The organism is Thermostichus sp. MS-CIW-30 (genome assembly GCF_054058015.1).
Window position 1 is genome coordinate 20910 of sequence record NZ_JBSRZW010000005.1, and the last position, 21960, is coordinate 42869.

Consider the following 21960-nt stretch of genomic DNA (forward strand, 5'->3'; position numbering starts at 1 on the left):
CACCAGATGGCCCGGCTGGAACCCGTAGGTAGGGTCATTTCGATTCAAGCTAGGACACTGCACCCACACCCAAAACGTTGGTCGCGTCTTCGCGTCAGCGTTGCGGAGCAATAATCCCCAGAACCACAAGGCTTTTCTCAGTAGCCCAGGCGTCTCGCCCCCAACCTAAAATGACCATAACTCAGCCCTAAAGGGCTCAACCTTAACCTACCCAAGTCCGTCAACCCGGTTCAATCCCTTGAGAAAATCCTCTCAGGAAAAGCTTTAGGAAACATTCAGAGAGCGGCCCACGTTCCTAAAGGCAGCTTGCACCTGAGGCCAGCGGGATTCTTGGGTAGAGGCTGTCAGCGTGTAGAGGCGATGGTGCCGAACGGTTACCGTCACCACCTCATGACGAAGCTGGGATCCCATATCGGTTTGGTATTCCAGCAGGTAATAGGGGTGCTCCTGCCGCTCAAAGGCTTCGGCAGCCAACAGCTTGGCCGAGCGACCGGATCCCTCAGGAGCAATGATCTTCTCCGCCACCAACTGCCCCACCTCAGCCGGGCTGCCCAGATCGGCAATCGTCTCCCCTTTGTCAAATGGGGCGATCATCAAGCTGACGTTCTCGGTCTCGTACACCAGGTCGCGCAGGAGAACCACCGGCCCTTTCCCCGGCCCAAGATTGACCGCCACCATGCCGTTGGGGTAGGCAAAAGCAAAGGCTCCGCTGGGATCCCTGTAGGCCCGCAGGTTAGAGCCCGCGGAACAGGCACAAACCACCAAGCTGAGGCAAACACAGAGCAGCAACAACGCCCTAGACAGCCACAGGCTGGTTGCGTAAGTGGGCCACAGGCCTGATCGGGCAGAATGCGCGCCTCGTGCTGCTGACATTGCTGGGATCCTCTCCTCAGATGGGTTGCCTATTGTTCCTTTATCATCCTAGTACGAGCGCACTCCCTCTAGCCCGTTGACCGTCAATTCCCAACGGAAAACTCCCCCTGCAACTTAGCAGCGGGGTTGCCGACGTGGGTTGAAAAGCGAGGGATCCCCAAGCTTGGAAGCAACTGCCGCTATTGAGGGAGCCGCTTCTCGAAATCCAAATCCGGCATCGGCAAGTTGGCCTGGGCACCTCCTTGGCCGGTGAGCATTGCCAAGCGGCGGGAGATTTCGTCGTCCATGGCCATTTCATCCAGTTGGGCAGCAATCTGCTCGCTGCGATCTTCCGAGAGTTCGCTCATGGCTCGGGATTTGAGCTGGCGAGCCTGGATAGCATTCTTTGCCGCCTCAAATTGGGACTTGGCCGAGTCGATGTTGTAGGAGTTGTTGACGCGGGTCATCTGCTCCAGAGCTTGGTTCACCTCGTTGATGTCTTTGAGGTTGCTCAGCTCGCTCTTGTAAGCGGCCAGTCGTTCTTTCTCGCGGGCCAGCTTTTGCTTGGCGGCGTTGACGTAGCGCTCGGCAGTTTCCACGTTCTCCTTAAGGGGGCCGAGAATGGCCTCAATTTGCAGCGCTTGGGACATAGCCAGGCGGGCAGCCTCTTGATCGCCTCGTTGGGCGGCCAGGCGAGCCTTGTTCTCCAGGGCCTGGTACTCCCGCACCTTTTGCATGTACTTCTGCTCAGCCCGCTGATAGGCAGCCACTTGGGTGGCAACGGCTTCCGTGAGACGCTGAACCGTCTCCTGCATGGTGCGTAGGGATTCTTCCGCCACCATCACCGCTCCTGTGCCGCCTTTCTCCACCGGGATCCCCCACAGCCAGTTCCAAGTTCCGACGATGACGCTGCCGGCCCGTTGCCCAAAAATGCCGTAGATAATCTTGCGTGCGCCCATGGCCTGACCCTCCTGCTTGTGCGTGCCTCTACTGTATTTAATTTCTCCCCAACTGGAAAGATCTCAGGGATCCGGCAAGTGGACAAATTCAAATCCCCGCTTCTTCAAAGTTGGGATCAACTGCCGCGTTACCTCAACCACTTGGGCTCCTCCTTGTACCCCATCGTGCAGCACGATTAAGGAGCCAGGCCGCACCTGGGCCAGCACCCGCTCCACTACCACCGATACCGGTGGGATCAGCCAATCCTCAGGCACCACGCTCCACATCACCGGACAAAAGCCCCAACGGCGCAAATCCGCAAGCGTCTGCGGCCAAAACAAGCCATTGGGCGGGCGCACAGCCCGATAATCGTCAGGGATCCCGCCACAGGCAGCCACGAGGGTGGTTTGGCTGCGCTTCAGGCTCTGTTGAAGTTCGTCAGGGGCAAGCTGGGTGAAGGAGCGATGCTGCCAGCCGTGAAGGCCAATGCGGTGGCCTTGTTGGCGGATCTGACGGGCCAGGTGGGGCCAGCGCTGCACCCGTTCTCCCAACACAAAAAACGTGGCCGGCACCTGAAAATCCATCAAAACCTGCAACAAAGCAGGGGTGTACTCAGGGTGAGGGCCATCGTCAAAGGTCAGAGCCACCCGCTGGGTATGGGGATCTGCCGGCAACTCCCACAGGCCGTCGGGAAAGAGGGTCTTGAGGCCCCAATGCAGGGGTGGGTAGAGAGATGGGGGCAGGATTTGCTGAGAAGAGAAGAGCATTGTGGTGGGCTGTATTTTGTCCAGAACCAGAGGGCAATGCTTTGGGTGATCAACTGGGTAACAAATTTAGGTATTGCTGATTGAGCCAACCAACTGAAAAAATGGGCATGAGCATTGTAGCCCGCAAAACGGAAATCAGGGTTGGCGGGCCCGTCGATGGGCTTTTGGATCTCGTCCTAGCCAGTTGTGATTACAGATTGTGCCTACAGATTGTGATTACAGAAGTTGCCATTGGGTGTCGGCAGCAGCCCGCCGCTCGAGTTCTTGAGACGGATGTGGGATCCCTTCTGCCCATAGCCCAGATCCGATAGGCTAGATTCACCCTCAAGGTATCAGCTGATGGCTTGGCAAACTCCAACACTGCTGCTGGTGGATGGTCACTCTCTGGCCTATCGCTCCTTCTACGCCTTTGCCTACAGCCGCGAGGGGGGGTTGCGCACTTCCACTGGGATCCCCACCAGCGTCAGCTTTGGCTTTTTGAAATCGCTGTTAGAAGTCTTGGACAAATACACCCCTACCCATGTAGCCGTTGCCTTTGATACACGGCAGCCCACTTTTCGCCACGAGGCCGACGAAACCTACAAATCAGGCCGCCCGGAAACGCCACCGGAGTTTATCGAAGATGTGGAGAACCTGAAGCAGGTGTTGACGGCACTACGCATCCCGATTTTGGTGGTGCCTGGTTTTGAAGCCGATGACATTTTGGGCACCCTCAGTAGGCTAGCCCCCCAAGATTACCGGGTGCAGATCTTAAGTGGCGATCAAGATCTGTTCCAGTTGATCGATACCGATGGAAGAGTTCGGGTTTTGCACCTCAACAGCAAAGATCGCATCAGCGAGTTTGGCCCCAAACAAGTGAAAGAAAAATTGGGCATCTGGCCTTGGCAGGTGGTGGATTATAAGGCCCTCTGTGGTGACCCTTCTGACAACATTCCCGGGGTGAAAGGGATCGGCCCCAAGCGAGCTGTGGAGCTGCTGGAGCGCTACGGCAGTTTGGATGAAATTTTCGACCACCTGGACGAGATCCAAGGAAAAGTCCAGCAATACCTCAAAGAAGGGATCCCGGCGGCCCATCACTCGCAATTTATGGCTCGGATCAAATGCGACGTTCCTCTTTCTCCCGACTGGGAGAGCATGAAATTAACCGGGTTTGATCAAGCAGAATTGCTGCCGCTGCTGGAAAAATTGGAGTTTCACAGCTTCATCGCCCAAGTGCGCAAAATACAAACGGCTTTGGGGGGGATCCCAACCGAGGCAGAGGTGGTTGGCGCTTTTAATCCCACCGGGGATCCCGCAAACGCTCCTGACGAAGCCCTGTGGTTTGATTTTGCCCTCGATCCCGTCCCTTCTCTGCCGGCGGTGCGCATCATCGATACGCCGGAGCAACTGGAGCTGTTGCGGCAAGAGCTGTTGGCCTGCCCAGGGATTGTAGCTTGGGATACTGAAACCACCAGTCTAGATCCACGGGATGCCCAATTGGTGGGGATCGGCTGTTGTTGGTCAGAGGGAGATATCGCCTACTTGCCCATCGGCCACCGCCAGGGATCCAACCTGGATTGGGAGCTGGTTAAACAAAGCCTGCAACCCCTTTGGGAAGATCCCAACCGACCCAAAAGCCTACAAAACTGTAAGTACGACCTGAGCATTTTCCGCGCCCATGGGATCCGCCTGCAAGGGATCCGATTTGATCCCATGTTGGCCAGCTACGTTTTGGATCCAGAAGCCAGCCACAACTTGGCCGATTTGGCAGCTACCCATTTGGGTTTGCCGACCACCAGCTACAAAAAGTTGCTGGGCAAGGAACAGTCCATTGCCGATATCCCGATTTCCAAAGTTGCAGAATACTGTGGAACCGACGCCTATTGTGCCTATCGTCTGGTGCCAATCCTCACCGAAAAGCTGCAGAAAACCGATCCACGCCTGTGGGATCTTTTTATTCAAGTCGAGCTGCCCTTGGCCCAAGTTTTGGAAGAGATGGAGTGGATCGGAATTCGCGTTGATACCGAGTTTCTGAGGCAATTTTCCCAAGAGCTGGAACAAGAGCTGCAAAGTTTGGAGCAGAAAGCTTATGCCCAGGCTGGAGAAACCTTTAACCTCAATTCTCCCAAGCAACTGGGATCCCTGCTCTTTGAAAAGCTGAAATTGGACATTCGCAAAACCCGCAAAACGGCTACTGGCTATTCCACTGATGCCTCAGTTTTAGAAAAGCTAGAGGGGGATCATCCTCTCATCGAAACCATCGTGCAATACCGCACCTTGGCCAAGCTGAAATCGACCTATGTGGATGCTCTGCCTGCCCTGGTAAGAAGCGATACCGGCAGAGTCCACACCGACTTTAACCAAACCGTTACTGCCACCGGCAGGCTCAGCTCCTCAAACCCCAACTTGCAAAATATTCCCATTCGCACCGAGTTCAGTCGCCGGATTCGACAAGCTTTTATTCCCCAAGAGGGATGGCTATTGGCGGCAGCAGATTACTCTCAAATTGAGCTGCGTATTTTGGCCCATCTCAGCCAAGAACCTGCCCTGGTGGAAGGTTTTCGCTCAGGAGAAGATGTGCACACCCTAACCGCCCGCCTGCTCCTGGAAAAACAAGAAATAACCAGCGAAGAACGTCGCCTGGCCAAGACGATTAACTATGGGGTGATCTACGGCATGGGAGCGCAGCGCTTTGCCCGCACTGCGGGGGTTTCTTTGTCGGAAGCCAAGCAATTTTTACAGCGATTTAACGAGCGCTACGCCGGCATTTTTGCCTATCTGCGCTCCACTGAAGCCTTTGTGGAAAAGCATGGCTATGTGGAAACGATCTTGGGTCGCCGTCGCTATTTTCCCAATTTGTCTCGTCTGACAGGCCATCGCAAACAAGCGGAATTGCGGGCAGCTGTGAATGCTCCCATTCAGGGATCCGCCTCGGACATTATCAAAGTAGCAATGGTGCGCCTGCGGCAAAAGCTGCAGAACTTTCGTTCCCGCTTGCTCCTGCAAGTGCATGATGAGCTGGTGTTTGAGGTGGATCCCTCGGAATGGCAGGCCCTAAAACCGCTGATCCAAAGGGAAATGGAAGGAGCAGTGCCCCTCTCCATACCGCTGGTGGTGGATATCCAAATTGGCCACAATTGGAAGGAAGCCAACTAGACCATGGGAGGCAGAAAACCCCAGGTTTGCAAGGAAAGGGATCCCAACCGCACGGAAATGTTAGTGTGTGTAAAAGCGTTTGTTACTTTACTTATGACTGTTGAGATTTACACCTGGCGTTTTTGTCCCTTTTGCATCCGGGCTAAGCAACTGCTGGATCGCAAAGGCGTGAAGTATATCGAGTACGCCATCGATGGAGACGAGGCAGCACGGGCGGAAATGGCCAAGCGGGCCAACGGCCGCCGTTCGGTGCCGCAAATTTTCATCAACGACCAGCATATCGGCGGCTGCGACGATCTTTACGCGCTAGAGGCTCGCGGCCAGTTGGATCTGCTCCTACAGCAGGCCAGCTAAGCCTCAACTGTATCTCTCATCACTTTGTAGCCTGTTTAACTTGAGCGCGAGCCTGCTTCACCATGGCAATTAAGGTTTGATGGGCGTCCTCGGAGTCCCGCAGGGGGTGGTCGAAGCGGATCCGCAGCGTTTGTACGGCCCCGTCGACCTGCACCCGCAAGTCCATCCCTTCCGGGTCAATGGCCTGCATGCGGGCTTGGGTAACTCCTTCCACCTGGCCAAAGACCCTGGCGTAGAGGGCTATTGCATCGGCATGATCTTCGTTCATGTGCTTGCAGATGCGCTCGCTAACTTGGGGGGTGAGAGGATCGCCCATGGCAGTTGTTTTTAGCTTACAGCCCTCAGTTTAAAGCTCCCGCCAGTCCACAGTAAACTACCCAACCCTACCCCTGGCCAGTACAATAATGCGGCTAACCCAGCGTTAAAAGCGGCGCTCCCGGATAGGCAGCCGTTTAGGTTTCAGAATAAAAAGGCAGGGATCCCTTCCCCTCCATCCCAGAGAACACCAGGGATCCAGGGGATCAAGCTTGTCCTTGGGCCTGTAGCTCCAACAGCTCATCTGCCATATCCAAAAAAGCCTCCCGATCCAGATAGGAGACATCTCCCACCCACTCCCCCAGCTTGACCACATAGACCTCGCTCAAGGTGGGCCGGCGCTGCAAATCGCGGGAATAGGCTTTCACCAACCCGAGCACCGATTGCTTTTTGACAATTCGCCTGTAGCGGGGATCGTCCTTGGCCCGCACACGATAGACGACTCCGGTCTCATCGCCAATTTCCATCTCAAACTGGCGCTCCCGCACCTCTTCAATGTAGAAGTTGCCATCTTCATCCAGCTTTTCTCGCTCTTCCACCACCACCTCGTAGCGGCGAGTGCGCAACACCTGCCCAAAAAACAATCCCCCATAGGGAATCTCGCGAAAGGCTAGCTGACGGCGGGAGATGGTATAGAGCGGCCCCCACAGGAAGGGATAGAGCAACGAGAGAATCCCGACCAGGAAGGCGATTGCCCCCAGAAAGGATCCCTCGCCGAAAGCGCGGGAAAGAACCAGCAACGCCACGCCCACCAAAATGGCCGTGATGATGCGGCCCGTGCTCTTGAGGGCATCGCTCCAGTAAGCGGCATACTGAAGGCGCGTTGGCACCACCGGAATCACCGATTCGCATTCTTCTGGGGTTAGCTCCAACAACATGCTCCAAGGATCCTCACAATGCCACACTCCATCTGCAACGGGCCAGACCCTATCTTAAAATGAGGCAGGGGCGCTTTGCCGCCGGGCTTGTCTGCTGCCAGTCCTTGCGCACTTGCCACTTCCATGCCGACAGGATCCCATCTCTCCCCAACCGGCCAGACCATCAGACAGCAGGTGGCCCAGTTGGACGAGGGATCCCGTCGCGACAAGGCTTGGCTGGGGGATGCGGTGTTGAGCTTGTTTGCCCGGCAGTGGCTGCTTGGGCCACCTCAAGACTGGCAAGTGCCTTCCCCGCCCAGTTGTGACCTGAATCGCGCAGAACTCTTCACTTGGCTGACCTCCAATCAATTTTTGTCGGCCTTCAGGGATCCCACGCAGGTTGAGGCGGAAATCGGCCTGATTTACGAAAAAGAAGGTCTACAAGCAGCGTTTGAATATATCCGGGCGCACCTGCTGCCTCTATTTGTAAGACAGGTGAACAACCGCGCCAAAGCCCTGCGTGGCAAACGCCACTAGCCAGTTTCTGAGCGAAGCAAGAGCGCGGCAGGATGGCTGGGCAGGTCGCCTCTTGAGGGGGAAGCAGAGTTAATGGGAAGAAGGGGGATCCACCCAGCGCCCATCGGCTTTGATCAGATCGATCAGCGCCTGCACGCCTTCCGATTCCGGCACCCTTTTCACTTCCTCTTTGCCGCGGTAGAGGGAGATCACCCCCGGCGTCTTGCCCACGTAGCCGTAGTCGGCGTCGGCCATTTCTCCCGGCCCATTGACAATGCAGCCCATGACGGCAATGTCTAGCCCCACCAGGTGCTGGGTTGCGGCGCGCACCTTCTGCAGCACCTCCTCCAAATTGAAGAGGGTGCGGCCACAGGAAGGGCAGGCCACATACTCCACCATGGTTTTGCGCAGGTTCAGAGCTTGCAAAATGCCGTAGGCCACCGGGATCTCCTTTTCCGGCGCTTCCGTAAGAGAAACCCGAATCGTGTCGCCGATCCCTTCAGCCAAGAGGGTTCCGATCCCCACCGCCGACTTGATGCGCCCATATTCTCCATCGCCCGCCTCGGTGACACCTAAGTGGAAGGGATAGTTTAGGCCCAGGGCATCGAAGCGACGGGCTGCCAGCCGGTAGGCCGCCAACATGACCTGCGGGCGGGAGGCCTTGAAGGAAAGCACCACATTGTGAAAGTCTTGCTCGGCGCAGATTTGGGCAAATTCCAGGGCCGACTCCACCATGCCCTCAGGCGTATCCCCGTAGGTGAAGAGCATCCGCTCTGCCAGGGATCCATGATTGACCCCGATGCGCAGGGCTTTGTTCTGGGCTTTGAGGGTCTGGACAAGGGGGGTGAAGGTTTCCCGGATTTTGTTACGGATGGCCTCAAATTCCGCCTGGGTATATTCTGTGCGACCGGGCTGAGGTTTTTCAAAGACGAACAACCCTGGATTGATGCGCACCTTGTCCACGTATTTGGCCACCTCCAGGGCGATCTTGATGCCGTTGTGATGGACATCGGCTACCAAAGGCACGGGCTTGTAGGTTTGGATCAGCTTCTCCCGAATTGCCTCCATCGCCTTGGCATGGGCCATGCTGGGAACGGTAACCCGCACAATCTCTGAGCCTGCCTCGTGCAGACGGCGGATCCCGGCTACTGCTGCGTCGATGTCGAGGGTGTCCTCGTTGATCATGGACTGTACCACCACCGGGTGCTGGCTGCCGATCAACACATCGGCTACGGCCACCGTACGGGTGGGGCGACGGGGATAGACCGGTTCTGGGTAGGGCTGCTGGGTGGGGGCGTTGGGCCGATCCAGGGTTTGCATAGCTTGGTCAAGCCAAAAGAGCTGCTCTAGCTTGATTGTAGGTCGGAAACTAACCTGGGGTTCGACTCAGCTCAGGGTAGAGGCTGAGGGGTTCAACCCCGAGGATTTCGACGGGATCCCCAACCCTCAGGTGCTTGCCCGCCTCCGTTCTCGGGATCCACGTATTGATCCCAAGGCGATAGAAATGGTCAAAGCGGCTGGCTTCGGCCCAGGGTGGCAAGGTTTTCTGCCGTTGCGCCACGAAGTGCTTTTGAAAACCGGGATAGGCCTCTCCGCTCAGGGGATCCCGGGTGGGCACCACACAGCGGGCGCAGGGGTTGAGGCCCAGGAGCTCCACTTCCCCAATGCGAAAGCGCACCCCTTGATCTGCCTGGGCAAAGAGCCGATCCTCCCAAAAGGGCAGACATTCCGACAGCTCGATATTCATGCGAAAGCGCTGCCGAACCGCTTCCAGGGTCAAGTTGGGGAACCAACCGGCCACCGTCTCCAGAGTGGCTGTGCTGATCAGGGTGGGGCCGTCGGCATAGGGATCGTCTGGAAACCCCCTGAGAGGCTCCTCCAGCAGTTGCACCGGAAAACCGAACCAATCGCTGAGCCAAGTCTGCAAAGCATCCCGCTGCTGCTGCAGGTCAAACTGAGCCGCCTTGCCATCCCCCCACAACTGCACCTGGCCCAACTGGGGATCAAACCGGGCCCGCAGGCGGTGGACTGCAGCATGGCGTTTGCCGTTCACCCGCTTCCCCTCCGCATCCACCAGGGCGTAGCGCCGATCCCCCTCCAAAGTCCCCCCTGCCGTCAGCCTCACCTCAGACAGAGGGATCCCATCCAGGGACTTGATGGGATAGACCGTTAACCTGGCAACCTGGGGCATGGCCTGTCTGCCGGGCTCCGCCTGAATTGCTTAACTGTCGGCTTCGGTGGGATGGTCGGTCATGGGGTAGCTGCGGATAAAGTCTCTGGGGGTTACATTTTCTACAAACTTGCGAAAGGCCTCCCGCTCTGCTTCGTCGGCATCTTGGTTCATGGGGATCGAGGCTTCCGCAATGACCTCTTCCACCGTCCAGATGGGAACATGGGCCCGCAGAGCGAGGGCAATGGCGTCGCTGGGGCGGCAGTCGATCTCTTGTTTTTTGTCACCATTCACGGTGACGAGCACCGCGTAGAAGGTGTTATCCAGCAACGCGTGAATGATGACTCGCTCCAGCTTGATCCCCCACGTCTTCCAGGAGTTGAGGATGAGATCATGGGTCATGGGGCGCAGTGGCTTTTGGTCGTCCAGGGCCTGCAAAATGGCGTTGGCCTCTGCTTTTCCCACCCAAATGGGCAGGGCACGACGCTCACTGCCATCGCGCAGGATGACAATGGGGTTTTGGTTGACGGCATCGACCGCAATCCCAGCCACATGCATCTCGATCATGAGCAATTGCCTCCAGCCGGTGATCTTGATCGTATCTACGGGCGTCAAAGTTTGGCAACACACCATGAGCTCAGTTGGTAGTCCAGTTGAAGTGGCTTTGATCGGGGGCACTAGCGAGAGCCGCAGCTTGGCCGACGCCCTCAGCCGCCAAGGGATCCCTTGGGTGGCAACCGTCACCACCGAAGGGGCCAGAAGACTGTATCAGGATTTGCCCGGTCAGGTGGTGGTCACCCGATTTTCGCCGCCATCTCTGGAACAATTCCTGCAAGAGTGCCGGATCCGCGTAGTGGTGGATGCCTCTCATCCTTTTGCCCAGCAAATCTCGCAACTGGCCATCCAGGTGACGGCTCAACTGAGGATCCCCTACCTGCGCTACGAACGCCCTCCTCTGGAGCTGGATCCCTGGGTCCAGGTGGTGCCGGACTGGCAGGGGGTGCTCACAGAGGCGGTGCTGGCGGGGCGGCGGGTGCTGCTGACGGTGGGAGTGAAGGCCCTGCCCCTGTTTGTACCTTGGCAAGATCGCTGCCAACTGTGGGCACGGGTGCTGCCGGAATCGGTTCCCCAAGCGGTGCAAGCCGGGATCCCTGCCGAGCGGGTGATCGGGATGCGCTTGCCCCTCAGCTTTGAGCAAGAACTGCAGCTTTGGCAGCGGTTCAGCCCTCAGGTGGTGATCAGCAAAGCTTCTGGGGAAGCAGGTGGGCTGGGGATCAAACAGGCAGTGGCCAAAACCCTGGGGATCCCTCTGTGGGTGATCCGGCGACCCCCGTTGGACTATCCCTGGTGCAGCCAGGATTTGACAGAGGTGGTGCAGGAATGCAGGCGATGCTTGGGCAGAGCCAAACCTTGAGGTTGCCCGGCTCCGGCCAGACAAGTCAAAACGGCTCTTCGGGGGGCAGGTTGGAGTCGCGGTCTTGACGGGATCCCAGCAGTTCTAGGCGATCTACAGCGATGATGGGCCTCTGGCGCTCTTCTCCGGTGGATTTGTCTGTCCAGCGATTGAACTTGAGGCTGCCCGTTACCCCGATGAGGCTGCCTTTGCGCACATACTCTCCCGCCACCTCGGCAGTGCGGCCCCACAACTCTAGGCTGAACCAATCGGGCTTGTCTTCCCCTTTGCGGAATCGGTTGACCGCCAAGCTAAAAGTACAGACCACCTTGCCTGACTCAAAGTAGCGCACCTCCGGATCCATGCCGGCTCGCCCCACCAAGGTCACCAGGTTCAAGCTCATGGGCAGCTTCTCCAGACCGCCAGTAAATCTAGCCTTTGTTGTAGCGCTCGCAAGGGATCCCTGTCATCTTTTGGCTTGCGACCGTCAGCTTGGGCTCAGAGCCGATTCTTTAGGATATTTACAGATTTAGCTGCGGGGATCCCGATTGATCTCTGGGAAAAGCCTCTGCTGTGATGGACTTGATGCTCGGGATCCGGCTCCGCACTCTGTCGCAAAAGTTTACAATGGCAGAAGCAGTTGAGCAAATGCCAGCCCACCAGACACTCCCACCGGCCAATTGCAGGGCTAGCAGAGCAGGTTCGTTGCTGTGAGAGGACGCATTCAGAAGCATTTCCCATGGAATTCATCTACACGTACGCCTGGTTGATCCCCGTCTATCCTTTGGTGGCAGCCTTTCTCCTCGGCTTAGGTATCCTGATGTTCAACGCCTGGACAAGGGCCAACCGCTCTTTGGCTGCCTTTTTGAGCGTGTTCGCGACCGGGACGGCGATGGTTCATGCCTTTGCCCTTTTGGTCAGCCAGGTGCAGGGGCACGAAGCCGTCCTCAGAACCATCACCTGGGCCCAGGCGGGATCCTTCTCGGTGGATATGGGCTTTGTCGTGGATCACCTGAGCGCCATGATGCTGGTGGTGGTGACCACGGTGGCCTTTCTGGTGCAGATCTACTCCGATGGCTACATGGCCCACGATCCCGGCTATGTGCGTTTCTACGCCTACCTGAGCTTATTTAGCTCCTCGATGCTGGGCTTGGTGGTCAGCCCCAACCTGGTGCAGATCTACATCTTCTGGGAGCTGGTGGGGATGTGCTCCTACCTGCTCATTGGCTTTTGGCACGACCGGCAGGCAGCGGCAGAAGCAGCGCAAAAGGCGTTTGTGGTCAACCGGGTGGGAGATTTCGGCCTGCTGTTGGGCATCTTAGGTTTTTACTGGATTTCCGGTACCTTCGCGTTTGACGAGATCGGGCGCAACTTGCAGGAGATGTTGGCTGCCGGAGCGGTGAGCAGCAGCTTGATTGCCCTGTTTGCGGTGTTGGTGTTCTTGGGGCCGGTGGCCAAGTCGGCCCAGTTCCCGCTGCATGTGTGGTTGCCGGATGCTATGGAAGGTCCCACGCCTATCTCGGCTCTCATCCACGCAGCCACGATGGTGGCGGCTGGGGTATTCCTCTTGGCCCGCATGTTCCCGGTGCTGGAAGGGATCCCGGCGGCCATGGACATCATCGCCTGGACAGGGGCGGGCACAGCCTTCTTGGGGGCCACCATTGCCATCACCCAAAACGACATCAAAAAAGGCTTGGCCTACTCCACCATTTCCCAGCTGGGCTACATGGTCATGGCCATGGGGTGCGGCGCCTATGGGGCGGGCCTGTTTCACCTGATGACCCACGCCTACTTTAAGGCGATGCTCTTTTTGTGCTCTGGCTCAGTTATCCACGGCATGGAAGCGGTGGTCGGCCATGACCCGGTTTTGGCCCAAGATATGCGCCTGATGGGGGGGTTGCGCAAATACATGCCGGTTACGGCCATCACGTTTTTGATCGGCACGTTGGCCATTTGTGGGATCCCGCCCTTCGCCGGCTTTTGGTCTAAAGACGAGATCTTGGGCGCTGTTTTCGAACGGAACCCAGCTCTGTGGGGGGTGGGCTTCCTCACCGCCGGCATCACTGCCTTCTACATGTTTCGCATCTATTTCCTCACCTTTGAAGGGGAGTTTCGCGGCACCAACCTGAGACTGCGGCAGGAGGTGGCCATCAGCCAGGGCCGTCCTGTGCCAGCTTTTGCCTACGTTTTTGCGGGGAAACAACCGGCCTTTGGCCCTGGAGCCATGAACATTCAAGAAAAACCCCAGCCCAGCAGCCATCCTGAAGCCCACGAAAACCTGCACGACGGAGATGCCCATGCCTCAGAGCCCCATGAGTCCCCTTGGTCGATGACCTTCCCGCTGTTGGCTCTGGCCGTCCCTTCTGTGCTGATTGGCCTGGTGGGTACCCCTTTTGCCAACTTCTTTGAAGCTTTCATCCACCCACCGACTGAGTCTGTGGCAGAGGCAGGCTCGATTTTGCCGCTGGTGGCAGCAGAGTGGCAGGAGGTGCTGGCGGGCCATTTCGATTGGGCAGAGTTTCTAATCATGGCGGGTAGCTCCGTGGGCATTGGGCTGATCGGCATCACCTTGGCCAGCTTGATCTACTGGCAAAAGCGCATCGACCCGGGCACCTTCCCCCAAAGCCTGCAACCGCTCTACTACTTCTCCCTCAACAAGTGGTACATTGACGACCTCTATGAGCGAGTCTTTGTGCAGGGCACCCGCTTCGTGGCACGGGAGGCGCTGGAGGTGGACAGCCGCATCGTGGATGGTGTGGTCAACCTGACGGGCTTGGTGACCATGGTGAGCGGCGAGGCGATGAAATACCTGGAGAGCGGCAAGGCCCAGTTTTACGCTTTGATTATCTTTGCAGCGGTGGTGGTGATGGTGGTGGCATCAGGGGTAGGGTTCTAGCTCGAAGGCGAGGATGGATCCGGCCCGCTTGGCCAAGGGATCCCTCAGCCTAGAACTGCTGCTATGCTACGGAGCAAGTTGAGCGGATCCCTTGTTGCAATGGCCCCGCGTCGTCTTACGTCGATTTCGGATCCCTTGTTGGCGGAAAGGCAAGGTCAGAGGGAGCGTGTCTTGGCCCTGAAAAATCAGATCGAAGCGATCCTCTACTTAAAAGGGCAGCCCCTGGAGCTATCCGCCCTGGCCCAGTTGGCCCATTGCAGTCGCGACGAAGCCTACGATGCGCTGCTGGAATTAATGGAAGACTATGCCCATCGAGATTCTGCCTTGGAGGTCTTACAGGTGGAGGAGGGGTTTGCCCTGCAGTTGCGGGAGCCGTTTTTGGAGCTGGCCAACCAGCTTTTACCCCCTGAAATTGGGGTGGGTGCTACCCGTACCCTGGCTACAATCATTCTGCGTGGCCCGCTCTCGCAGGCGGAGTTGGTGGAGTTGCGCGGCCAAGGTGCTTATCAGCACGTGGCAGAGCTGGTAGAAAAAGGCTTCGTTACCCGCTATCGCAAAGAAGGCAGCCGTTCCCCCTGGTTGCGGGTGACCGATAAGTTTCATCGCTACTTCATGGTAGATGAGCTGGCCAAAAAAGCAACAGAGGCGGCTTCTTTCCCCGAAGAATAAACTTTGAAGAATAAACTTTCCCCAACTGCAAAATGAGGGATCCCTAACTCCTCTCTCCCAAAGGGAAAGTGTCTCAATCTGGCTTGAAATAAAAAAGGATCCCCTGGTCGGGGATCCAAATCGAGGGGAGCGCAGCTTCGGCAGAGAAGGGATCAGCCGAAAGTAGGTTCGATTGCTGAGACTTCTACTTGTTGGGCTGAGGGGCGACCCGCAAATAGGGCTTAATTTCCTTGTAGCCTTTTGGGAACTTCTCTTTCAGCACTTCCGGATCTTTCAGCGAAGGCGGAATGATGACATCGTCACCGTCTTTCCAGTCGGCGGGAGTGACAACGTTATACTTATCCGTCAACTGCAGGGCATCGATCACCCGCAGGAGCTCGTCGAAGTTGCGGCCTGTGCTGGCCGGGTAGGTAAGAATGAGGCGGATCTTCTTGTTGGGATCGATGATGAACACCGAGCGCACCGTCAGGGGCAGCCCTTCTTGGTTGATGTTGGTTTGATCCAACATGTCGTAGAGCTGAGAAACCTTGCGGTCTGCATCCGCCAAGATGGGATAGGTCAAAGTGGCGTTCTGGGTTTCCTCGATGTCTTTCACCCAGCCCACGTGGGACTCCACATCGTCCACACTGAGGGCGATCACCTTCACACCCCGCTTTTCAAATTCGGGCATCAGCTTCGCAACAGTGCCTAGCTCCGTGGTGCAGACCGGCGTGTAGTCGGCGGGGTGAGAGAACAACACCACCCAGCTATCCCCGGCCCAAGAGTAGAAATCGATTTCGCCGTGGGTAGACTTTTGCGTGAAATTGGGAGCAGTATCGCCAAGTCGGAGAGACATACGCTCTTGATCCTCCGTAAAAGGGTTCAATCCGGTGAGACAGGGATCCGGATCCTTCGACCCGATCCCTCCCGATCTTGCCACATAACTCCACTTTTCCGAGCGGATTGCAGGTGATTTTAAGATTGTCCTCACCCAAGCCGCTACTGAGGGAAGACGACATGGGGATCCACCAGCTCGGCCACGAATTGGTGCAGGATGGGGACATAGCGCTCTCCGGCCACCTGCAGCAAGTTGTTGTGATCGGCTCCTTCGATAGGCACCAAGCGTTTGGGATCCCGTGCTGCTTGGTAAAGGGCTTCAGCATGCCAGAAGGGGATTAGACGATCCTGGGTACCGTGCAAAATCAGCAGCGGGCAATCGATCTTGGCAATGCGGCTGAGGTTATCGAAGCGATCGAAGGGCAGCAGCGGGATGCGGGTTAAGACGCGAAAGGCTGTGACGAAGGTGGATTCCAGGATCACGCCCCCCACCGGCTTTTGGGCTGCCAAATAAACCGATGGCCCACCCCCCACCGAGCGCCCATAAACCAAAATCTGCTCCGGCAGGATCCCTTGGGCAACTAGGTAAGTGTAAGCGGCCTCGATATCTTTGTAAGCGCCGGCCTCGGAAGGGATCCCTTCGCTGGTGCCGTAACCGCGGTAGTCGTAGGCCAAGACGGCAAACCCAGCCTGCTGCAGGTGCACCAAGCGGGGCAGGATATCCCCCAAGTCTTCAGCGTTGCCATGGCTATAGAGGAGGGTATAAGCAGCAGCCGGATTGGGCAGATATACCGCTGAAATCTGCAGCCCATCAGAGGTCGTGAGCTTGAGAATGGCGTCCCCATCTCGATAGCTGGCGGGACGAGGCAAAAAGATCATTCGCTCCGATTGAAACCAGCCCAGCCAGAGCAGGTAGCCGTACACCACCAGCCCGACGAGCAGCAAAGATCGCCCCACGCGCAGCCACGAGAAGGATCCCAAAACTGGAAATTGCAAGAGGTCTCGGATTGGCATTGACGAGAAGGCATCGACAAATACGGTCATTTCAATTCAAACCAGGACAATGCGCTCACACCCAAAACGTTGGTCGCGTCGTCGTGTCAGCATTGCGGAGCAATAATACATGCGACCAAAGGCTTTTCTCAATAGCCTAGGTATCTCACCCTAACCTGAAGCGACCATAAGTTACGGTCACCTCAATTTGGGGGACTTCCCTGAGGTTCTGCGCTGCTTACCGACCACCCTCAACTTCTTTCCCACAGGGGGAGAGGGCCTTCAGGGCTCCGCTTGAGAGAAAAAGCATTTCCAGGCACAAACCCCAATCCAGTTGACAAGGGTGTGGGCGACAATGGTGACCAACAGGTTTCCCGACAGCCACAAGCCAATCCCCATGAGGATACCAACCCCACCGGCCCAGACGGCATAAGGCCAGCCTTGCCATCCCAGCCAATGCAAGGCGCCAAACAAGAGGCCGCTCAGCAGGATCCCGCCTGTCCACCCTAAGGGGCTGGCCACCAGCAGGGACATCAACACGCCGCGAAACAGCCATTCCTCGCTCCAGCCCGGCAGCAGGCCCACCCAAAGGATGTCTCCCCACTGCAAGGGATCCGCCACCCAGTGTAAGTAGGCAGTGGCTGCCCGACGATAGGCTGGCCAGAGCCGGTAAACCCCGCCGCTGAGCAGAGCCACCCCCAGTCCCAGCCCTGCCCCCCACGCCAAGGCTAGGGGATCCCAGCGAAACGGCACGGGAAAGGAGGATCCCAGCCAGATCCAGAGACCCACAATGAGAGCCGAAAACAGGGTGGTGATGCCCATTCCATTCAAGATCTGTTCGCGTGTGCAGGGCTGAATCTGGGAAGTCATGGAGGGGATCCCTAGGCTTCGAACTCCGGAGGGTTAACAGCAGCTGCTGTTTTTATCATCGTTTATCTCAGCGGTCCTAGGTTCACGGCAGGTTGACAGCAGCTACAGAGCGTCCCTCAAAACTGCCTCAGCTTGTAAGCCAGCATGGATATGAGCCTTGAGTGTGACCAAAGGGACTCAATCGCCCCCTTGCTCTGTCTTGTAAACTACCCGGCTCCGACCGCTAAGCGGTACGGAGCGGGCTTTCAGTAGCCCTGAGCCTGTTCTGCTCTACCAGAGAACAAAACAAGCCCGGACCTCTAGGCTGGTTTACGACAGCCCCCAAGAGCGCAATCACATTCGCACCATTCAAATCCGCATCCCCTTCCCATCCACAGTGTCCACACTTAAACTGCTTCCCAGTGCGATAGGATTGCGCAGGATCGGGATGGATATGCAAACACTTGTGGCAGGTCTGCGACGTGTAGGCGGGCGGCACAAGAATCAGAGAAACCCCTGCAACCCTCGCCTTGTATTCCAGAAACTGACGTAGTTGGTAGAACGCCCAACTGTTGGTCCTACGCCGCTCGGCTTTGCTGCGTGGCTGTTGATTGACCCTTTCCCGGATCCCTGTCAGGTCTTCCAGGGCGATAGCGCTGTTGGTAGCTTTTGCCCTAGAGACAATAGCTTTGGAGATGCGATGATTGACCCACACTTGAAAGCGTCTCTCCTTGCCAGCCAGCCGTTGCAACAGTTCTCTGCATCTGCGCCGCGAACTGCGTGTGCCCTTACTGGCTTTGCGTTGGAGTACCGCCCTCAACCGGGAGTAGTGGTCTCGGACTCTGTTCAACTGCTGTCCATTCCAGTTGTCCCCGTCTGACGTATGGGCAATATCTGTCCTTCCAAAGTCCACCCCGATCACCTTGTCGGTATCTTGTTGCTTGGGTGGTTTTTTCTCTACGCAAATCTGGATGTAGTAGGAGCCATCCTTCCGCTGGACTAGGGTGGCCGATTTGGGGTTAGAGCCAGCCAGCATTCCCCTCTGGTAGTTACCAATGGCTAGCTCAAAGCGTTCTCTCCCTTCCACCGTGGTCAGCGACACCGTCCAGTCTTTCTCGCGGAATGAAAAGATACGTGCGTCGTAGGTAACGAACCTACGCTTGAACTCTTTAACCGGACGGTTGTGCTGTCTCGCCACTTTGCGAGCGCCTGCCACCCGTCTGCACACCTGTTGAGCCAAGTTACTGGACAAGCCGAACCGGGCTCGAATCTCGTAGTAGCAAAGGGATTGCAGTTTGACCGCGTTGACGATCTTCTCCGGCGTGTTCTGGTTGACCCAGTTCAAGGCTTGGCCAAAAGCCTCCATCGTCGCGTCCAATTTGGCGGCTTGCGACTGGGATGCCTTGAGCTTACAGGAGACGGTCAGGACTTGGCTCATAAGTTCATTGTACTTCATCAAAGCGCATTCCTCCCGGCACTGACCCTACGGGTACAGTGCGGGGCTCCTGCGATTTCTAGCTGAAGAAAAGCGAGCAGGAATGGCTCAGTCGCCTGGGAGCCTTGGGCAACCCAACCAACGGCGGATCTACTGCTGGCCAATTCAAATCTGCGGTGGGATTGTTTTCTGGAGAGTTGCCGCTACCATTACACTTTGAGCGTTGCCACCGGAAACTCCCCGGCGGGAAAAGAAGAGGGGGCTGCGTCCAAAGTGGGGGATTAAGGTCATGTTCCAGCGTATTGCTCTCGGCTCTGCTGCATTGGGATTGCTTCTGGCCATACCCGTCCTTCCCAGCCACGGGTTTGGAGAGCCCCGGGTCGTTCCCGATACCCCGTTCTACTTCGACAACCACCGCTTCGATCGCTACCCAGATGCGGTTGTGGTGCGGGTGGTCAACGGCGACACCCTAGTGGTGCAAATCGAAGGGGAACAGAAGATGCGCCTAATCCGGTTGGCCGGGATCGAGGGCCTCAGACCGGGAGAAAACCCCTTTTACCAGCAAGCTATTGAACTGATGCGAGAGCGCATCCTCTACCGCACCGTCAAGCTGGAAGGGGATAAGCTGCTGCGCAACGCAGATGCCACGGGCTTGGTGGAGGCTTATGTCTGGCTAGAAGGCCATCAGATGAACGCCATGTTGGTGCGCAATGGCCTGGCCCGCATCATCCCCTACAGCCACAACATCAAGTACGACAGCTACTACGGTGGCCTACAAGAAAAAGCCCAGCAGGAGCGCCTTGGCATTTGGAGCCGTCTCTGAGTTGGCTTTATACTGAACTTCAGTTCTTTAATCTTCAAGGGAGCAGAGAGGAAAGAGCTTCTCCCTTCTCTCCCGTTACTTCCTCTAGGTTATGCCTAGCCTGCCTTGACGGTTGAACCCACTCCAGCCCCCAGGGATCCCAATCGCTGGGTGAGGCGGCTGCCTCTGGTGACCGGCCTTTTGGGCAGCGTCCTTTTGGTTATTAATCGACTGGCCTTTACGCCGGAATTGCTTACCAGCCAGTCCCGTTCAGATGCCTTGGGGATCCTCCTCAGCGCCGTTTTGATCCTGACCGGCCTGCTGTGGCAGCAGATCCAGCCTCTTCCACCCCAAACGGCCCCCCTGCAGGGGATCCCCGGCTGTGATTGGCATCCCGATCTTTCCGAAAGCGAGAAACTGGAGCTGGCTTGGGCCTCCCATACCCTGCTCAGCACCACTGCCGCCCGCACCGTGGTGATCTGGGTGGGTGGGCGAACCCTCCTGCAACGGGGGATCCTAGCCACCCCCGGCCAGATGCCCTCCATTCAGCCCAAGAGCGTTTTACAGCGGGTCTTGCAGACGGGGCGGCCCGTGTATTTGGTGGATCTCAAGCTGTTCCCGGCCCGCGCCGAGTTCGATGGCCTGTTGCCTCCCGGATCCCAGGCCGTGCTGTGCCAGCCCATCGGCCAGCGAGGGTGCTTGATTTTGGGGAGCGATACCCCACGCAGCTTCAGCCGGCAGGAGCAAACCTGGATTGCCGCCATTGCCGACAAGCTAGCAGCCACCCTACTCCCCTCTCCCCCTGGGAGAGGGGCTGGGGGGTGAGGGCTAGGCGGCGCTCTCCAAGCTCACCTGGAACACTTCGCTGAAGGCTTTTTCCACCTTGTAGCCGGAGTCGATGGTTTCCAAGGGATCCTTGCGCAGGCGGTGACGCAAACACAGGCTGATCACCCGACGGATATCGGCGACGGTGACCTCACTGCGCCCCTCTAGAGCTGCCAGGGCTTTGGCAGCCCGGTTGGTTACAATGTCTCCGCGCAGCCCATCCACCTCCAAAGCCGCACATACTCCGGAGATCTTCAAGCGCAAATCGGGATCCACTGCCACGTTGGGCAAAAGATGTTGGGCTTTTTCGATGCGCTCCCGCAGGCGCTGCTGGGAATCGGCATACTTGGCCAAAAAAGCCTGGGGATCGGCGTCGAACTGGCTGCGCTCCTCCACGATCCGCACCCGCAGGGCGGCATCTCGCACCGTTTCGATCTGGACAAACATGCCAAAGCGATCCAGCAGTTGAGGCCGCAATTCCCCCTCTTCCGGGTTGCCGGATCCCACCAGCACAAACCGAGCCGGATGACGAATGGAAATGCCCTCCCGTTCCACGGTGTTCCAGCCTGAGGCCGCCGCATCCAGCAACACATCCACCAAGTGGTCATCCAGCAAGTTGACTTCATCCACGTAAAGGATGCCTCGATTGGCCTTGGCCAACAGCCCCGGCTCAAAAGCCTTCACCCCCTGAGCTAAGGCCCGCTCAATGTCGAGAGTGCCACACACTCGGTCTTCTGTTGCCCCCAAGGGCAGATCCACCATCGGCACCTGGATCCAAGTGCTTTCCAGCGTTTCTCCCGCCTGCAGGCGCTCCCACACTTGATCGCTCATCAAGTCCCGCTGCCGCGGGTGGCTGTTGAAGGGATCCCCTTTCACCACCTCGATCTGGGGCAGCAGGTCGGCCAAAGCGCGAATGGTGGTGGACTTGCCCGTGCCGCGATCCCCCATGATCAGCACCCCGCCAATGCGCGGGTCGATCACGTTGAGGAGCAAGGCCAATTTCATCTCCTCTTGGCCGACGATGGCCGTAAACGGGAAAACCGGGCGACGTTCCAAATGCATAGGGGCAATAACCAACAATTCATCCCCATTATCCCAGAGGCCACTCCCTTCTGGGTGTCAGATAGGCTGGAAAGGGACTGGAACTGGAACCTAAAGACCAGTTTTCGGTCAAATGGAAAAGCAAGCTCAGTTGTCAGCGTGGACGACGCCCTGGGCTTTCACAGAGAGGAGCAGATAGGATCGAAGCCCGCGGGGTTCATCAGAGTGTTGAACCGGCGTGGGGCCGAAAGCTCACAAAAACTCTAGGCAACCTGAGCAACAGTTGGCGGGTGGGGAGACATCAGCGGTGTCAGGCAAAGCAAGTCGGAGACGGTG

Annotated in this window: 23 protein-coding genes; 9 read left to right on the plus strand and 14 right to left on the minus strand. The window is 57.4% G+C overall.

The annotated features are described in order from the left end of the window. Positions 1–264: 264 nt before the first annotated feature. From psbP to ACVWXW_RS03285, 3 genes are all read right to left on the minus strand, one after another. Positions 265–873, minus strand: coding sequence for a photosystem II reaction center PsbP (gene psbP, locus ACVWXW_RS03275; protein WP_457402766.1), 609 nt, complete (start codon positions 871–873; stop codon positions 265–267). A 179-nt stretch (positions 874–1052) separates the two neighbouring features. Further along, a complete protein-coding gene (locus ACVWXW_RS03280) occupies positions 1053–1811 on the minus strand; it encodes a PspA/IM30 family protein (RefSeq protein ID WP_011431800.1) in 759 nt (252 codons plus the stop codon). Between the two features lie 63 nt (positions 1812–1874). Then, positions 1875–2558 (minus strand): polysaccharide deacetylase family protein, encoded by a 684-nt coding sequence (locus ACVWXW_RS03285; protein ID WP_457402767.1) that lies wholly within the window; start codon positions 2556–2558, stop codon positions 1875–1877. A gap of 80 nt (positions 2559–2638) precedes the next feature. Here ACVWXW_RS03285 and ACVWXW_RS03290 point away from each other — a divergent pair, with 80 nt between their 5' ends. From ACVWXW_RS03290 to grxC, 3 genes are all read left to right on the plus strand, one after another. Beyond that, positions 2639–2869, plus strand: coding sequence for a hypothetical protein (locus ACVWXW_RS03290; protein WP_414400770.1), 231 nt, complete (start codon positions 2639–2641; stop codon positions 2867–2869). Between the two features lie 28 nt (positions 2870–2897). After that, positions 2898–5693: a DNA polymerase I gene (polA, locus tag ACVWXW_RS03295; RefSeq protein ID WP_457402768.1), complete on the plus strand. Its 2796-nt coding sequence runs from the start codon at positions 2898–2900 to the stop codon at positions 5691–5693. Positions 5694–5786: 93 nt separating this feature from the next. Beyond that, a complete protein-coding gene (gene grxC / locus ACVWXW_RS03300) occupies positions 5787–6047 on the plus strand; it encodes a glutaredoxin 3 (RefSeq protein ID WP_011431797.1) in 261 nt (86 codons plus the stop codon). A 19-nt stretch (positions 6048–6066) separates the two neighbouring features. Here the strand turns inward: grxC and ACVWXW_RS03305 are convergent, their stop codons facing one another. Continuing rightward, positions 6067–6363 (minus strand): DUF2470 domain-containing protein, encoded by a 297-nt coding sequence (locus ACVWXW_RS03305; protein WP_011431796.1) that lies wholly within the window; start codon positions 6361–6363, stop codon positions 6067–6069. 205 nt (positions 6364–6568) lie between these two features. Next, positions 6569–7240 carry a hypothetical protein gene (locus tag ACVWXW_RS03310; RefSeq protein WP_414355425.1) on the minus strand — a complete coding sequence of 224 codons (672 nt, stop codon included), beginning with the start codon at positions 7238–7240 and terminating at the stop codon, positions 6569–6571. A 123-nt stretch (positions 7241–7363) separates the two neighbouring features. Between ACVWXW_RS03310 and ACVWXW_RS03315 the strand changes: the two genes are divergently transcribed. Beyond that, the gene (locus tag ACVWXW_RS03315; protein ID WP_457402770.1) at positions 7364–7756 is read left to right on the plus strand and encodes a hypothetical protein; all 393 of its coding nucleotides are present in this window, start codon (positions 7364–7366) and stop codon (positions 7754–7756) included. 69 nt (positions 7757–7825) lie between these two features. Here ACVWXW_RS03315 and ispG read toward each other — a convergent pair whose 3' ends face one another. The 3 genes from ispG to ACVWXW_RS03330 are packed head-to-tail and all read right to left on the minus strand — an operon-like array spanning position 7826 to position 10472. Further along, a complete protein-coding gene (ispG, locus tag ACVWXW_RS03320; protein WP_414343922.1) occupies positions 7826–9055 on the minus strand; it encodes a (E)-4-hydroxy-3-methylbut-2-enyl-diphosphate synthase in 1230 nt (409 codons plus the stop codon). Between the two features lie 49 nt (positions 9056–9104). Beyond that, complete coding sequence (locus ACVWXW_RS03325) at positions 9105–9926, minus strand: MOSC domain-containing protein (protein ID WP_457402772.1); 822 nt, start codon at positions 9924–9926, stop codon at positions 9105–9107. Between the two features lie 30 nt (positions 9927–9956). Then, positions 9957–10472 (minus strand): bifunctional nuclease family protein, encoded by a 516-nt coding sequence (locus ACVWXW_RS03330; protein ID WP_011431791.1) that lies wholly within the window; start codon positions 10470–10472, stop codon positions 9957–9959. On the opposite strand from ACVWXW_RS03330, the gene ACVWXW_RS03335 reads away from it, so the two are divergent. After that, complete coding sequence (locus tag ACVWXW_RS03335) at positions 10471–11319, plus strand: cobalt-precorrin-6A reductase (protein ID WP_202943704.1); 849 nt, start codon at positions 10471–10473, stop codon at positions 11317–11319. The genes ACVWXW_RS03330 and ACVWXW_RS03335 overlap by 2 nt on opposite strands. Positions 11320–11344: 25 nt before the next feature. On the opposite strand, the gene ACVWXW_RS03340 is transcribed toward ACVWXW_RS03335, so the two are convergent. Further along, positions 11345–11701, minus strand: a complete 357-nt coding sequence (locus ACVWXW_RS03340) for a single-stranded DNA-binding protein (RefSeq protein ID WP_011431789.1) — start codon at positions 11699–11701, stop codon at positions 11345–11347. Between the two features lie 336 nt (positions 11702–12037). On the opposite strand from ACVWXW_RS03340, the gene ACVWXW_RS03345 reads away from it, so the two are divergent. Both ACVWXW_RS03345 and scpB read left to right on the plus strand, forming a co-directional pair. Beyond that, positions 12038–14194: an NAD(P)H-quinone oxidoreductase subunit 5 gene (locus ACVWXW_RS03345; protein ID WP_011431787.1), complete on the plus strand. Its 2157-nt coding sequence runs from the start codon at positions 12038–12040 to the stop codon at positions 14192–14194. Between the two features lie 99 nt (positions 14195–14293). Next, on the plus strand, positions 14294–14863 hold the full coding sequence (scpB, locus tag ACVWXW_RS03350) for an SMC-Scp complex subunit ScpB (RefSeq protein ID WP_011431786.1): 570 nt from the start codon (positions 14294–14296) through the stop codon (positions 14861–14863). Between the two features lie 184 nt (positions 14864–15047). Here scpB and ACVWXW_RS03355 read toward each other — a convergent pair whose 3' ends face one another. From ACVWXW_RS03355 to ACVWXW_RS03370, 4 genes are all read right to left on the minus strand, one after another. After that, positions 15048–15698: a peroxiredoxin gene (locus ACVWXW_RS03355; RefSeq protein ID WP_457402775.1), complete on the minus strand. Its 651-nt coding sequence runs from the start codon at positions 15696–15698 to the stop codon at positions 15048–15050. Positions 15699–15841: 143 nt separating this feature from the next. Then, positions 15842–16723 (minus strand): alpha/beta hydrolase, encoded by an 882-nt coding sequence (locus ACVWXW_RS03360; RefSeq protein ID WP_457402776.1) that lies wholly within the window; start codon positions 16721–16723, stop codon positions 15842–15844. 231 nt (positions 16724–16954) lie between these two features. Continuing rightward, entirely contained in the window at positions 16955–17542 is a 588-nt protein-coding gene (locus ACVWXW_RS03365; RefSeq protein WP_011431783.1) for a CPBP family intramembrane glutamic endopeptidase, read from the minus strand. A 223-nt stretch (positions 17543–17765) separates the two neighbouring features. Next, positions 17766–18959: an RNA-guided endonuclease InsQ/TnpB family protein gene (locus ACVWXW_RS03370; RefSeq protein ID WP_457402778.1), complete on the minus strand. Its 1194-nt coding sequence runs from the start codon at positions 18957–18959 to the stop codon at positions 17766–17768. A 286-nt stretch (positions 18960–19245) separates the two neighbouring features. Here ACVWXW_RS03370 and ACVWXW_RS03375 point away from each other — a divergent pair, with 286 nt between their 5' ends. Next, a complete protein-coding gene (locus ACVWXW_RS03375) occupies positions 19246–19779 on the plus strand; it encodes a thermonuclease family protein (RefSeq protein ID WP_457402780.1) in 534 nt (177 codons plus the stop codon). A gap of 105 nt (positions 19780–19884) precedes the next feature. Then, positions 19885–20583 carry a cofactor assembly of complex C subunit B gene (locus ACVWXW_RS03380; protein ID WP_414355440.1) on the plus strand — a complete coding sequence of 233 codons (699 nt, stop codon included), beginning with the start codon at positions 19885–19887 and terminating at the stop codon, positions 20581–20583. Positions 20584–20586: 3 nt separating this feature from the next. Here ACVWXW_RS03380 and bchI read toward each other — a convergent pair whose 3' ends face one another. Beyond that, positions 20587–21645, minus strand: a complete 1059-nt coding sequence (bchI, locus tag ACVWXW_RS03385) for a magnesium chelatase ATPase subunit I (protein ID WP_011431779.1) — start codon at positions 21643–21645, stop codon at positions 20587–20589. Between the last annotated feature and the right edge of the window lie 315 nt (positions 21646–21960).